At 47.3% G+C, this 15,878-nt stretch carries 5 protein-coding genes; 1 reads left to right on the plus strand and 4 read right to left on the minus strand.

All coding sequences use genetic code 11. From position 1 onward, the window contains the following. Positions 1-139: 139 nt before the first annotated feature. The 4 genes from QUA44_RS11065 to QUA44_RS11080 all read right to left on the minus strand — a co-directional run bounded on the left by QUA44_RS11065 (position 140) and on the right by QUA44_RS11080 (position 11,765). Positions 140-1,471, minus strand: a complete 1,332-nt coding sequence (locus QUA44_RS11065) for a response regulator (RefSeq protein WP_333250329.1) — start codon at positions 1,469-1,471, stop codon at positions 140-142. Positions 1,472-1,576: 105 nt separating this feature from the next. Next, on the minus strand, positions 1,577-5,707 hold the full coding sequence (locus tag QUA44_RS11070) for an ATP-binding protein (protein WP_333250331.1): 4,131 nt from the start codon (positions 5,705-5,707) through the stop codon (positions 1,577-1,579). 550 nt (positions 5,708-6,257) lie between these two features. After that, positions 6,258-6,653 (minus strand): response regulator, encoded by a 396-nt coding sequence (locus tag QUA44_RS11075; RefSeq protein ID WP_333250333.1) that lies wholly within the window; start codon positions 6,651-6,653, stop codon positions 6,258-6,260. Positions 6,654-6,668: 15 nt separating this feature from the next. Further along, entirely contained in the window at positions 6,669-11,765 is a 5,097-nt protein-coding gene (locus tag QUA44_RS11080) for a PAS domain S-box protein (protein ID WP_333250335.1), read from the minus strand. Positions 11,766-11,994: 229 nt separating this feature from the next. Here QUA44_RS11080 and QUA44_RS11085 point away from each other — a divergent pair, with 229 nt between their 5' ends. Further along, positions 11,995-15,798, plus strand: a complete 3,804-nt coding sequence (locus QUA44_RS11085) for a sugar-binding domain-containing protein (protein WP_333250337.1) — start codon at positions 11,995-11,997, stop codon at positions 15,796-15,798. Positions 15,799-15,878 lie beyond the last annotated feature (80 nt).

Consider the following 15,878-nt stretch of genomic DNA (forward strand, 5'->3'; position numbering starts at 1 on the left):
CAACTGTCAACTGTCAACTGTCAACTGTCAACTGTCAACTGTCAACTGTCAACTGTCAACTGTCAACTGTCAACTGTCAACTGTCAACTGTCAACTGTCAACTGTCAACTGTCAACTGTCAACTGTCAACTGTCAACTGTCAACTGTCAAATGCTTTAACAGATATCGGAATCTGAAAAATTAACTCTGTCCCTCGACCCGGAGCAGAAATACAACTGATTTGACCTCGATGTTTTTCCACTACAATATCGTGACTGATTGCCAACCCTAATCCAGTACCGCGGCCTACAGGCTTCGTAGTAAAAAATGGGTCAAATATCTGGTGGCGCACGTCCTCACTCATCCCGCAACCGTTATCGGCAATGTGAATCACAACGGATTGATTGTTTCGAGTGACTAATTTTGAATCGTGATTGTGCAGCGCAGCTTCTGACTCAAAACCTACTGAAGTGCTGATGGTAATTTTTCGGGGAGAAGGTTGAGTTTCCAGGGCATCAATAGCATTACTTAGCAGGTTCATGAACACCTGATTTAACTCACTGGCGTAACAGGTGACTCTTGGCAGTTGGCTGTAGTTTTTAATGACCTCTATCTCACCAGCTTTGTTTGCTCCCTTTAGCCGATGTTGCAAAATAACTAAAGTATTGTCAATGCCTTCATGAATATCCACTGGCTTGTACTTTTGTTCGCCAAGGTGGGAGAATTTTCGCAAAGACATCACAATTTCGCTAATCCGAGAAGCACCCTCTGTCATCGAATTTAGCAGTTTTGGATAATCCTCTGCGATGAATTCGGGTTGAATCTCGTCCAATTCGCCGATAATTTCTGCAACGGGGTGGGGGTAGTAATGTCGGTATAATTCAACGAGGCGAAGCAAATCTCGTGCATACTCCGCCGCTAGAGCAATATTGCCGTAGATAAAGCTGACGGGATTGTTGATTTCGTGAGCAATTCCTGCCGCTAGCTGACCTAAAGAAGCCATTTTTTCCTTCTGTATTAACTGAGCTTGAGTTTTCTTTAGTTCAGTTACGGTTTGTTCGAGTTCCTTGGCATAGGATTGTGTTTGTTGGAACAACTGGCGCTGGACGAGTTGATTTGAGACGCGGGCGAGAACTTCTTGTTCATGAAACGGTTTTGTGATATAATCTATACCACCAACTTCAAAGGCTTTGACTTTATCTAATACTTCATTCAAAGCACTGATAAAAATAACGGGAATGTCCTTGGTTGTGGGAGAAGCTTTCAATGCTTGGCAGACTTTGTAGCCGTCCATACCGGGCATCATGATGTCCAGCAAAATCAAGTCAGGAGGAGTTAACTCTATCGACCGCAGCGCTAGTTTGCCGTCGGGTGCGGTGCGTGTTTTGTACCCTTGCTGCGAGAGTATTTGAGCTAAAAGTTGCAAATTAGCCGGAATATCATCAACAATTAAAATATTCCCTTTGAAGACGGGAGTTGGTTCGTAATTCATATCTAGTGCTGTAAAATAACCTTTATATGTTTGTAGTGAGTACGATCGCCCGATGGGGTTTTATGAGGACGATCGTACTCATTACAAACCTATCTCATATCCTTATTATTTTGGTTCGGGATGGATGAGAGCTAGTATTTGATTGAACTGAAACTCGTTAGCCAATGCGGCTAGAGCACTAGCTAAAGCGTCATTGCGATCGCGAATTAGTTCAATTTGAATCAGAATTAACTCTAAATCGCACTCAATTGTGGCTTTCTCTAAAGCTGCCAGCCAATCTGCGGGTAAAGCTGCAAGAGTCTCTGGAGTCGGAGCCTCGATTTGACTTGACTCGGGAATACTCTCCGGTTCATCGTAAATGTAACGCACTCCCAGATGTTTGTGCAGGGTGGCAAAAATTTCTGTATCTCGAAAGGGTTTGTGGATAAAGTCATCGCAATTATCTGATACAGTAACGGTTGGCGCTTCCTCGGCGTTACCGGCACTCACGGCAATTATTGCCGTAGCTTGACCTTTAACGGTGGCTTTAATGCGTTTGGTCGCTTCATGTCCATCCATCACGGGCATCCACATATCCATAAAAATTAAGTGTGGCTCAAAACTCGACCACATTTCAATAGCTTCCATGCCATTGCTGGCTTCTTCGAGTTCAAAGTTAAAGCCAGCGAGGAGTTTGATCAGCAGTTGGCGGTTGTCCGATTGATCGTCCACAATCAAAATACGATAGCGTGGCTGGTTGCGTTCCAGCGCTATCACCCGACGCGGTGGCTGTACGGGTTGAGTCGCCGGGGCATCAACGGCGCTGATGGGGATATCAAACGCGAAGGTGGTGCCGCGTCCAACTTCACTGCGTACAGTAATCACGCCGCCCATCAGCTTGACAAACTGTTGGCTGATAGCCAGCCCCAAGCCTGTTCCTTGCTGAGATTTGGTTCCTGTTTTGGTTTGCACAAAGGCTTGAAAAAGTTTATCTAACTCATCAGCAGCAATGCCGGAACCCGTGTCTTCTATTTCAAAATGTAATTGGTAATTACTGATTGGTACTTGCTGATTTTCACGGTCTATAAATGCACTTACTGTTAACCTAATTACTCCTTGTTTCGTAAATTTAATGGCGTTAGAGAGGAGATTGATTAAGACTTGGCGCAACTTAAGTTGATCGGTTTGCACGTATTCGGGAACTTCGCTAGAGCAGTCAAATATTAACTGCAATTGTTGCTCCATTGCCTGGAGTTGAAACATCTCTTCCAGATCGTTTAACAGGCTGCTTAATTGAAAGTCTGTTGGGTTGATTGTAATGCGTCCCGCCTCTATTTTGGCTAAATCTAATATTTGATTGATCAGAGCGAGCAAGTGTTCTCCGCTGCGGTTGATAATGCGGATATTTTCCTGTTGTTCGCGAGTGAGGTTGGTAGAGCGCTGCATCAATTGGGAGAATCCCAGAATTGCGTTTAGCGGGGTGCGAAGTTCGTGGCTCATATTTGCCAGGAAAGTGCTTTTGGCAAGGTTGGCGGCTTCTGCGGCCCAGGCGGCTTGTTGGAGCTGTACTGCTTGCTGTTGAGTGGCTTCGAGCAATTGAGCTTGTTGTAAGGCGACTCCCAATTGAGTGCTAATTTGCAGCCCAATATTGATTTCTGCTTCGCGCCAAGTGCGGGGTGCAGAATTTTGATAGCTGGCGAGCAAACCCCAAAGTTGACTGCCGCAAAATATGGGAAAAATAACGTAGGCTCTAGCTTGAAATTGTTTTAAAAGTTCGAGGTAACAAGGACTCAAGCCAGCGCTGTATATGTCTTCAATTATGCGGTAAGGAACGCCTCTAGCATACATACCACCTTGATTTCTTTGTAGATAGGTATCCAGCACTGGTGTACCGCCGGCTTGCATAGTTTTCACGGTACAGCGAGAGTCTTCTACGAAAGTTTTTGGCAAATTAAGATCGTCGGGTTTTTGCATCAAAGATATCCAGCCCGGAGCCATTGATTCGGCAACAAATTCCCCGCTCCAATCAGGATTAAAACGATAGATGCCGACACGATCGCACTTTAGGGTTTGTCGCAGTTCAGAGGTTGTGGTTTTGAATATTGTATCAATATCTAAGGACTGACGGATGCGATCGATCGATCGGGCGATGGCTTGTTCTCTCTGTGCGCTTTCTCGCAAAGCGGACTCGGCTTGTTTGCGCTCGCTAATATCTAAGACAGTGCCGAACAAACGGATCAACTGCCCTTTTTCATCATAAACAGGTTTCCCTCGGACTTCAATGTAACTGAGCGAGCCATCTCTTCGGATCAGCCGCAGATCGATTTCAAAGCTTTGTCCCTTCATCGCTTGATCGCGCACCATTGCCAGATAGCGCGATCGATCTTCTGGATGAAAACGCTCGATTAATTGTTCACTGGGCAGCGGTTTTTGAGTCGGATCGAGCTCATAAATGCGATAGAGTTCTTCACTCCAAGTGGTTGTTGCTGTGGCGATATCGTGTTCCCAACTGCCAATACGAGCAATTTTTTGGGCTTCCAGCAGTCGGGATTCCGCCAACTGGCGATCGCTAATGTCGCGCGCTACCCAAACCGCAGAGCTATCCGACAGCGGCGAAATTTTAGCAGCAAACCAAACTTCTTGGTTATTAATCGGCAGACTGTAATCAAAACTTATAGTTTGTTGGGTTTCCAATGCCTGTCGAACTTGAGCAAAATAAATCTCCTTCCTGGCCTCATGAAAAAATTGTTCGATGATGGAGTCGATCTGATTCGTCTGATAGTTGTATTGAAAAATTCCCTTAGTGGGTATAATTTGGATGGTTTCTTCTTGAAGATCAAAAATCAATACAATATCTGTAATCGACTCAAATATTTTCACAAATTGCTCAGTAGAAGTGTAAAGTTTTTGTTCGAGCAATTGGCGATCGGCAATTTCATATTGTAATAGTTCGTTAGCACGAGCTAAGGCGCCGCTACGTTCGGCCACTTCGGCTGCTAAAGTGTGATTGTAGTCAGTTAATATTTTTTCTGATTGTTTGCGCTGTGCGATGTTATAAAAAGCATTGATGGCATAAATAATGTTTCCGCCTTCGTCAAAAATTGGTGTGGCGCGCACCTCAAAAGGAATAAATTGCCCATCTCGATAAAGTTCTACATCTTCAAGGAATACCGTTTCACCGCGCAGTGCTCGGAATGCGGGCAGTTCTTCAGTGGGATAAAGCTGGTTTTGGCGGTAGATTTGATAAACTTCTACTGCTTCTTCTAAAGTCGCATCGGGAATAGTTTCTACGCCGAGCCAATGCTGGGCAGTGTGGTTGAAGTACACGACTTTACCCGAGGCATCGTGGATAGATACTCCCGCAGGTATGGTTTCGAGAAAGTGCTTGAGTTGGCTCTCTCTTTGCGCTAAAGCTTCATTTAAAGATTTTTGGTCTGCAAAAGCCTGTTGCAGTTGCGCTGTCATAAAATTAAAGGAATTGGCGAGATCTCCGACTTCATTCAAGCGTGTAATTTCTAAAGGTTGATCCCATTGTCCTTTTGCAACATTTTTGGCGGCGGTATTCAAGCGCATAATTGGCTTTGTTACCCAACGGGAAGTCAACAATCCGATCGCACTCGCGATCGCCATCGTACCGGCACACAACCATAATGTATTGCGCGTATTTGCTTGAATCGGAGCCATGAAATCAGACTCTGGCACCACCACCACAATCAACCAATCCAAGCCACGGATATCTCGATAGGGAGTGACGCGGACAAACTGCCTATCGCCCTTGCTCGCCAGGGTAAATTTCTCGGTTGTTTGCAACGTGCGGAAGTTGCCAAATCGGTTGGCGAGTTGTCGAGCAATATCTCGCGTTCGGGCATCCTTGCTGTTGGTGGCTAGCAATGGCGTCGGTGGCTTTTTTGTTGGCGTCACCAAGGGTGTTTCTAGTGTGGATGTGGCAACCAGATTGCCCGATCGATCCATAATAAAAGTTTGTCCTGAAGCCGAGAATTGCAGCCTGGTCAAAAAAGTGTTAATTGAGGATAGCCCAGAATAATCCGTGAGGCGATCGCTAATTCGTTCTCCTACTTGTTCGATTAGCTGATGCGCTAGATCCTCGACTGATTCCTGACCACTTTTGAAAGAAAGATAGCCCACTAGCCCAACTACACTTACCGTTTGCAAAACAAACGGAACAATCAGAACCGTTCGCAGCGGCAGCTTGCTGAAAAATTTGGCGGTTAGGCGGTTGAAGTGATAAATGGGCATGGGTGTAAATCAATTGCGCTGATCATCCTATTTTAACTGCTTTAGCGTGCCTTTCCCGGCAATTGGCGCGCCCTAAAAACTGTGAAATTTTCCGCCCGGTTCAATATAGCCAACTACGGTTCACTTAAGACAGATCCCCCCTAACCCCCCTTAAAAAGGGGGGGGACAAGAAAGCTCTCAAAGTCCCCCTTGCTTTCGGGGGATTTAGGGGATCTCCGGGGCATAAATAGTGTTAAGTGAACCGTATTGCAATATAGCCAACTACTCGCGAAGATTGGACGCAGATGCGAAAATTTGCTTCTGTCAGTTTGGTTTCTAGCTGTTGGAAATTTGATTTATTTTTACTGGGAAAAAGTGCGATAAATTTTCTAATTACTTTGTGTGTATCGGTCATCATGTTGTTAATTAAAAGCCAGCGGGGGCGGGTTTATGAGATTGTAGATTATGGGCAATTATTATTGGTGAACCCGTTCCCTACAAGATTTAAAATCATACAAATCCGAATCAAACGGCAATGATCTTATTTGTGCGTTCATCGAACCCGATCGCCCTACTGCAAATTTGTTAACTTGGCTAAAACGGCGGCGAAGAGAGCGGGATCGATCGGCTTTGTTAAGTGTTCGTTGTAACCAGTGGCGATCGCCCGTTCTCGGTCTTGTTCGCTAGCATAAGCTGTCAGCGCCACAGCCGGCAAGCGCTTAATTTTGTCGGATGCGGACGATCGCACTTTGCGGATCAGCCAGTAGCCGTCCTCAACGGGCATACCGATATCGCTGACTAAAATATCCGGCGGCGACTGCTGCAAAATGTCGATCGCCTCCGCAGCCGAAGCAGCCGCCGTCGCAGTCGCCCCGCACTGTTGCAGCGCCAGCATCAAAAACTGGCGGTTGTCGGGTTCGTCGTCAACTACCAACACCTTTAAACCAGTCAAAATACCCGGAGGCATTGGATCGGATTTCCTTTATCCTCTCAACTGCCGCTGCTTACTACGAGGCTGTTTGAATGGCAGTGTCACCGTAAATGTCGCACCCTGGTCTTTACCGGGACTTTCCGCAGTCACAGTGCCCCCGTGGAGTTGCACCAAGTGCTCGACGATCGCCAATCCCAGTCCCAAACCGCCCTCAGCCTTAGTTTTCGAGGCGTCTGCTTGTCGGAAGCGATCGAACACGTAGGGCAGAAAATCAGCAGGAATGCCCTTTCCAGTATCGCTGACAGTAATTTGCACGTAATTGGGTGATGAGGAACCGCTAACAGCCACCGCAGACAAGCACAGTTCCACATTTCCCCCCGAAGGCGTAAACTTGACGGCGTTACTCAGCAAATTCCACACTACCTGCTGCAACCTCTGGGCGTCGCCCCACATCAAGCCGACTGCAGGGTGAAGTTCTAACGAAACGGTGACAGACTTGGCCTCGGCTGTCAAACGAACTGAATTATGAGCCGCCTCGATCGTCTTTACCATGTAGAACCAGCCGGGTTTCAAAGCCAGCTTGCCTTGAATAATCCGGGAAACGTCGAGCAAATCTTCCACTAGCTGGATCTGCACCTTCGACTGACGCTCGATGGCTTCCAAACCGCAAGCTAATTTATCTTGGTTGTAGGGGTGGGCGCGCAGGATCTGTGCCCACCCCTGAATCACATTTATAGGCGTTCGCAATTCGTGGGAAAGAGAGTCTAGAAACTCGTCTTTCCGGCGGCTGATAGCTTCTGCTTCCGCCCGCGCGGTCTGTTCGCGATCAAGCAACTGAGCGCGTTGGGTCTCGATTTGCTTGCGATCGCTGATGTCGGCAATGATCGACATACAGTTGATATTGCCGTTGCTGTCGCGGACTGGAGTTGCCCACAAACTGATGTCGATCAACCTGCCGTCTTTCCTTTGGCGCTGGGTTTCCATGCCGGCGATCGCCTTTCCTTGGCGAATTCCTTTCAAATTAGCCGTGAATTCCTCCCGCTTGTCTGCGGGAACGCTGGGCACAAATTGACCTACGGCTTCTGATTCATGCCAGCCAAAAATCCTCTCGGATGCTGGGTTCCACATTTTCACAGTCCCGTCGTCGCAGTCCAAAACGGTAATTGCTAGGGGACAGGCCTGAATCAAGGCTTCTAAAGTTTGATGGATGTGCGATCGCGCTGCTTCTGCTTCTTTGCGATCGGTGATATCGACGTTCACCCCGATCATCTGCAGAGGCAAACCGATCTCGTCCTGAAACACCTTAGCCCTGCAAGCAATCCAGCCCACGCTTTTGTCCGGGCGGCAAATGCGAAACTCTATGTTTAATTCCTCCCCGGAAGCCCCCGCAGCTTGCACCTGCTGTTCGGTAACAGTGCGATCGTCTGGATGCACCATTTCCAGCCAACTTTGATAGCTGTCTAAACTGCCGCCCGGCAGCCCGTACAAAGCCTCTAACTCCGGCGTACAGGCGACCTCGCCGGTTTGGATGTTCAATTCAAAAGTTCCGATTTTGCCTGCTTGCTGAGCGATTTGCAGCCGTTCTTGATTGTTTTTGAGTTCTGCTTCCACCCGCGATATCTCGGTTAAGTCGATGTAGAATGCGACGATCGTCTCTGGTTCGCGATCGTCCGGGCACAAAGTCGTCCCGCCCATCAGCATCGGCACGCGGCTGCCATCTTTGCGGATGTACTCTTTCTTGAAAGGAGTTGCGACTCCCGACGCCCGCAGTTCTTGCGTCGCCCTGGCGTCGAGGTGCAGGTATTCGGGGGGGGTCATCCTGTCCCACCGCATTTGACCCGAGAGCACGTCTGAGCGGGTGTAGCCGACCATGTTGAGCAGGGAGTCGTTGGCGTAGGCGATGCGGCCGGTAAAATCGCCGATCGCGACTCCGAAAATATTGGACTCTAACAGCCGCCGGAATAAAGCTTCGCTTTGCTGGATTACCCGTTTTGCTTGCTTGCGATCGGTAATTTCGGCAACCACGCTGCTGACTCCCAACAGCGTTCCCGATTCATCGCTGACCGGGTAAAAGCTGACTTGCCAATCCCGCACAACTCCCGGCTGCTGCAGGGTTGCGGCCTTCATTTCCAAGTCGAGCACGGGGGTTTTCGTCGCCAGCACTTGCAGGTAAATCGGCTCTACCATATCGGCGATTTCCGGTATCGCTTCTCTGATGGTGCGCCCGAGGTGATCTGCGATCGTGCGGCCGTTGATCGCAGCGAGGCATTCGTTCATCCGGATGTAGCGCAAATTGGTATCGACAAAGCACAGCCCGACCGGTGTGGTGTTGTAAACTAAGTCGAGTTCTGCTAGTTGGCGGCGAATGCGAATTTCGTTTTCTCGGAGCTGGTTTTGGGCTTGTTTGCGATCGGTGATATCGAGCACGAAGAACGAGCCTCTGTCGGTGTATCCTTGCAAGTTTCCACCGCCGACTAAAACTGGGAAGCGCGTGCCGTCTTTGCGGAGGTATTCTTTTTCAAAAGGCGCGCAACTTCCTTCTGCTTCGACTTGCGCGATGGCGATGCGATCGAGTTCTAGATATTCCGGCGCCGTGAGTTCGAGCCAGCGGATATGTCCCGAAACTAAGTCTTCCCTCGTATATCCGATCATTTCCAGCAAGGCGTCGTTAGCGTCCGTAACTTCGCCGCTGACATCCCAGAAACCGATGCCGATCATGTTAGATTCTACCACGCTGCGGCAGCGCATTTCGCTTTCCCGCAAAGCTAATTCTGTTTGTTTTGCTGCGGTAATATCTGTGATAATTAGACCTGCTCCGATTATTTCTCCTTTTTCATTTTTGACTGGGTAGTAGTTGGCGAGCCAGTAGCCTAAATCTCCCGGTTTCCCATGAGTTTCGCCGCTAATTTCTACGTTTAAAACAGGCTGACCGGTTTCTAAAACTTGCTGAATTATCGGTGTGAACTTGGCGGCGGATTCTGGCAACAATTCCCGGAAATCTTTACCGAGATGCTGTTCGGCTGACAAACCGTTGAGTTCTGCTAAGACGTGATTGATGCGGATGAAGCGCATTTCGCGATCCAGAAAGCAAATCGCTAGGGGAGATGCTTCTAATAGCGAGTCAATTAAGGCGAAGGATTGCGATGTTTGAGATAGTGCTTCCTGCGCTTCTGTGTAAAGTCTGGCGTTGTCTAGGGCGATCGCCACGCGATATGCTAAATCTTCTAGCATTGCCATGTCTTCTGCACTGTAGCCGCGCCCAAACTTCGAGGTAAAGCAACTGATCGAACCCATTACGCGCCCGCGCGCCCTCAGCGGTACGCAAGCGTGAGAACCGATATTGAGCGATTGAAGTATTTCCAATTCTGCAGCATTTTCGGCTCCTGCTGCTAAAATCTCCTCATCCACTTCGGCAATTAGTTCGGATTTTCCGCTGCGAATTACCAGCGGATAGCCGTTAACAGCATTGTCGGCGCTCAAACTTCGGATGCTGAAGTTATTAATAGTCTCAACCATAGAGGGTTCTGCGTGAGCTGCAGCGACTAGACGCACTTTTGAGTCGGTTTCGGTCAAATGAATGCAGCACCCGTCCGCGATCGAATTTATTGCTAATTCTGCTACCTTTTGCAACACCGTTTCCCCGTCAAACGCAGCAGCCAACATTTTGCTGACTTCAGCTAAAAATGCCGAGCGCTGCTGTTCTATTTCCGCTTTTTCCCTTGCTGTTTGCTCGATTGTTAACTGCAATCTTTGAGTTTCCGCAAGTTTTATTTCTGTGATATCGCGGGCGACAATTAAGGCTGATTCTGCGACGCCTGCTTTGTCAAATTCGGGAACTATGCGGGACTGATAACTTCGGAGGCCGCTGGTTGAAAATGCCTGAAATTCGATGATTTCTTCTTGACCCGTTTCTAACACTTTGTGCAGGGTTTCATCCCACATCTGGCACAGTTCCGGCGGCATTCCTATTTCTTGACTGGTTTTACCCAGGAAGAATGAAATTGGTTTTCCTTGGCTTCTTTCAACTGCTTGATTGACATACATATAACGCAGTTCTTTGTCCGTGCGGATAATGATATCTGGCGTATTTTCTAGCAGCGTTCTCAGTTGCTGTTCGCTGCTAGCCAAAGCTGCTTGCGCTTGTTGTCTTTCCGTGACATCTCTCACCGTGCCCACGTATCCGATGAGTTCGCCGGAGTCGGAGAACATCGGCGAGGAACAAACGTTAATCCAGCGGACAATCCCCTCTGCTGTTTGCAGGCGATACTCGATCGCATATTCCCCACCTTGCCGAGTATAATCCAGCCATCTGCTCAATACGCGATCGCAGTCTTCCGGGTGAATGCAATTCTCCCAGCCGTCTCCTAAAAGTTCTGTCAAACTTAAGCCGCAAATAGCCTGACAGCGAGGGTTTGCATAGGTGTAGCGCCCCTCAAAATCTGCCATAAAAATGCCGACAGGCGAACAGGAACTCAAACAGCGAAATCGTTCTTCTTGAGCTTGCAGAGCTTCTTTAGCTACTGTCAGTTCTGCTGTGCGCTGTTTGACGCGGTTTTCTAGCTGAGCGTAAGATAAAGCAAGGGCTATTTCTGCTTCTTTGCGCTCAGTAATATCGATGCCAGTTGCTATCACATATTCCACCAAGCCATTGCCATCTAGGGTCACAGTATTAGACCAAGAAATTAAGCGCTTATCCCCGTTCTTAGTGCGCCAATAGTTTTGATATTCGCTGTAAAAAGTTTCGACTTTGAGCTGGGTAAAAACTGTTTTCACTGGCTCTATTTCTTCGGGGATTAAGAACACATCCCAAACAGATTTATTGATGACTTCTGCTGTCGAGTAGCCTGTAGTTTTTTCGCAAGCTTGGTTAAACCGGACAATCCGTCCTTGGCTGTCGATAACTACAATCAAGCAAGCCGTCGTGTCAATTACTTTGGAAATAATCTTACGTTCTATTTCTAGTTCTTGTTCTGCGGACTTTAAGCCAGCATACCAAGCGCTAACCATTGCAGCGGCCAAAAGTAAGATTGCAGGAGCTGCCTGGAAGGAAAACAGTAACAGAGTTGTCAGCAGTAAAGCCGTGCCGGCACTAAATGTAGCAATTTTGTAAGATTTAATGGGTAAGGGCAAGACCTGAAAGCGACTCATTTTTGTTGACCTGTAGCGATGGCGCGATCGCACTATTGCTGATGTCGATGAAACAACCGTGTGAAAATTAACTTAAAACTAAATATTTATTTTTTCTATACAAAACCACATTTGTCGGCCCTGTGCCATCTTCCCAGAGACAGATTGGCTGTGGGATTACTACTGAATCAACTGCTATCATAGATCAAGGGACAGATTAGATTATTTAATTTTTGGGAGCAATAAGCGAGTGAATCACAAGCTGGCCAAAATTATCGGATTATTTTTCGCAGCCGCCATCCTCTTTGGATTCGTCGGTTACGCGCTTCAAAATCCCAACTTAGTCAGCAACTCAGCGATATCGATCGGCTTCCCCAATCTTACCACTGTGGCCGTCGGGGCGATCGACAACAAACGATCCCAAATCTATCTCAACGGAACTTGGCAATTTGTCCCCGCAGTTGGCAACCCCCAAAACCCCCCCGTCTCCCCAAGTTGGGGTTCTATCTGGGTGCCTGGAGACTGGCAAAAAGAAAACAACCAATCCGTACCCGGAATCATCACTCGCGGCAGCGGCAAAGATTGGGAAAACTTCAACAGTAAACAACTATCAAAAGCTTGGTATCAGAGAAATATAGACATTCCCCGCGACTGGACAAACCGCCGAATTTTTCTCGACTTAGCCAGAGTCAGCACCGATGCAGTCATCTTTATCAACGGCATTAACAGCGGTCAAATCGAATGGCCCTACGGCACGATTGAAATTACTAAATTAGCAAAACCAGGTCAAAACACCCTATCTATTTTAGTTGTGGCAGTATCCGATGAAAAGGAAAAAGCCGTCATCATGGGCCCCACAGAAATCTACACAGAAAAAGCCAACTTGCAATCGCGGGGAATTATCGGTGAGGTACGGCTTCTGAGCCTTCCCCCCGGCCCGCTGATTAGCGACGTATTCGTCCAAACTTCCACCAGAAAAAAGCAAGTTAAATTAGATGTTGAACTCAAAGACGTTGCCCAAAACGGTCAAGTTGAATTAATCGCGCAAATGCTCGACGAAAAAGGCAAAGTACAACAAAAATTCACCGCAAATGCCAAGGTTCAAGCTAAACCCATTCAAACCGTACAAGTTCAGTGGAATTGGCCAAATCCCCGCCTTTGGGATGTCGGTCAACCAAACCTTTACACCCTGAAATTAGAAGTAAAAGGAAGCGGGATTAATACACAATACGATCAACCCTTCGGCTTCCGAGAATTTTGGATAGAAGGACGCAAGTTTTTCTTGAACGGCACGGAAATTCGCCTGCGTCCCATCTTGCATTCCGAAAATTGGGAAGGTGGCACAGTAGAAGTTTCCGATAAATTAATTGACAGTTACGTGAAAGCAGGTTTCAACATAGTAGAAACCTGGCCTTGGAATCACGATGAACGAGGGAAATGGCACTTCCGAGAACTGTTTTCTGAAAGAGCAGACCTCAAAGGCTTTCCAGTTATGGTACCAGCTTTAGACATTAGTTTACTCGCTTCAAATGGCAAGTGGAATAACCGCCAAATTAGAGGCCGCTGGAAATCGCGAATGACGACAGAAATGCGTCGCTATCGCAATCATCCATCAATATTAATGTGGGCTACAAGTCCTAACTTTTTTGGAAATACTGATGACCAAAATCCCCGTCGCATCGGAAAAAAAGAAGTAGCAGGAACTCTTGATAAGAATCGTTTGCGCGACATTACAACCTTGGCAAATGAATCTTTTGCAAGTATGAAATCCGTCGATCCAACCAGACCTGTGATGGTACACCAGGGCGCAAATTTTGGCGATGTTTATGCGCTGAATTCTTACTTGAATATAATTCCATTGCAAGAAAGAGAAGAATGGATTTCTGAGTGGAGTAAAACTGGAGAAATGCCATACATGGTCGTGGAATTTGGGACACCACTACACGCCACGATGATGCGAAATCGAGCGGGATTTAATAAGGTGATTGTTAGCGAACCTTTGATGACCGAGTTTGCAGCAATTTATTTGGGCAAACAAGCTTATGAACTAGAAACTACGGCATATAAAAATAAAATTCGTGAGCAATTTGTCAAAGGTCAAGAATATAAAAGTTGGCATCTTAATCAAGAGTTAGATTTTGCACCAGCTTTTCAAAAGTTGCAGCAGTTATTCAGTACGAATACTTGGCGGAGTTGGCGGACTTTTGGAATGTCTGGAGGGATGATTCCTTGGAGTGAAGGACATGGTTGGCAAGTTTCGGATGCTGGCAAAACTAAGGTGGATATTGGAGAATTTAAACCGGGAAGACGAGGCGTTTATTTGAAGCAAGTCTCCAAGAAGATGCTTTATTATTTGCAGCCAGAAGCCTACACTATTCGTCCTGGCGGCGAGGCAATTATCAAAAATAACGGCCCGACTTTGGCTTGGATTGCTGGTTCTAATCCAGCTTTTACTGCGAAAGACCACAGTTTTTGGGCTGGCGGAAAACTGGCGAAGCAGGTAGTCTTAATTAACGATACTAGGGCGAAACAAAATTTTGCTTTTACTTGGCGAATTTTGGCTGGGGGGAAAGAGGTTGGAAAGGGCGAAAAGCAGGGAACTATTGACACGGCAGGTACACTGTTTTTCCCGATCGATATCAAATTACCAAATGACATCTCAAGTAAGGCTGATGGCGAAATTAGCCTAACTGCGAAAATAGGCGATCGCACTCATGTCGATACTTTTGCCTTCCGGGTTTTTGGTACTCCCAGCAAAATCAAGGATACGATCGCAATATTTGACCCAGTTGGCAAAACATCGGCAATGTTAAAACAGCTAGGTCACGAACTGATACCGTGGAACGGTTCGCAAGTTTCATCATTATTAGTTATCGGTCGGGAAGCATTTTCTAGCGGGCAAAATATGCCGGGAAATTTAGAGAATTTTGTGCGGGATGGCGGCAAAGCAATCGTGTTTCCCCAGCGCCGAGAATGGCTACAAAATAAGGGTTTGCGGGTTGCAGAACATATTAGTCGTCGCGTCTATCCAATTGATATTAACCATCCAGTAATTAGCAGTTTGGATGAAACTGATTTGCGCGATTGGACTGGGGAAAGCACATTGCTGGAAGCTTACCCAGATACAATTCAAAAACCGTCAAGATTGAGTCCGGCACGTACGCCTTGGTACGGCTGGCATTGGGGAAATCGAGGCGGTGTCAGCAGCGCTGCTATTGAGAAGCCGCACCTCAGTAGTTGGCGGCCTATTTTAGAATCTGAGTTTGATTTAGCTTATTCGCCGCTGATGGAATTGGATTACGGAAAAGGGCGGCTAATTTTAAACGAGTTGGATTTGGAAGACCATTATTCTGTAGATGGTGGGGCGGCGCAGTTAGTGCAACAAATTGTGAGTTACGGGATGACTTCTCCGGTGCTTGGAAAGCCGGATAAAGTTGTTTTAATTGGGGGAGATGGGGATGCGAAGAAGTTGGACAGTTTGGGGGTAATTTATCAGCGCGCTAGTTCGCTTTCTAATGATGTTGGTTTGGCAATTGTGGGGACAGAAGCGAATCTGAAAGATGCAGATTTGCGCGGTTATTTGAATGCTGGCGGGAAGGCGTTTTTCTTGCCGCGTCAAGTGCCTGTCGCGGCGTTGGGCGTGGGTTTGCAGCAGGCGAAGGGTTTCGGGGGTTCGCTGGCGGTTCCGGGTTGGGATCAGGTGAAGGGGCTTAGCAGTTCGGATTTGCGATCGCGCTCTTTTTATGATACTTGGTTGATTAAGTCTGGAGGAGAAATCGGTGCTGACGGTTTGTTAAGTCGGGTACAAGTTGGCAAGGGCGTGGCGATTTTTTCTCAGATTGACCCGGATAGTTTGAATGCTGATGCTAAGACTTATCTGCGTTTTACTCGCTGGCGGCAAACCCGGGCGAATGCTCAGATTTTGGCTAATTTAGGGGCGAGTTTTAAGGCGGATGGGGTTGTGTTTAATGGTTCGAGTCAGGAGTTTTATCACTCGGATTACAAGACGGATTTTGAGAATGGGGACGATCCTTATCGGTATTATAGATGGTAGGATTTTTTAACCGCAGAGGGCGCAGAGGACACAGAGAAAGAGAAGAGAGAATTGATCGCAGTAGGGAAACGGCACTGCCG

Origin of the sequence: Microcoleus sp. N9_A2 (assembly GCF_036701775.1) — a bacterium.
Taxonomy (GTDB): Bacteria; Cyanobacteriota; Cyanobacteriia; order Cyanobacteriales; family Microcoleaceae; genus Microcoleus.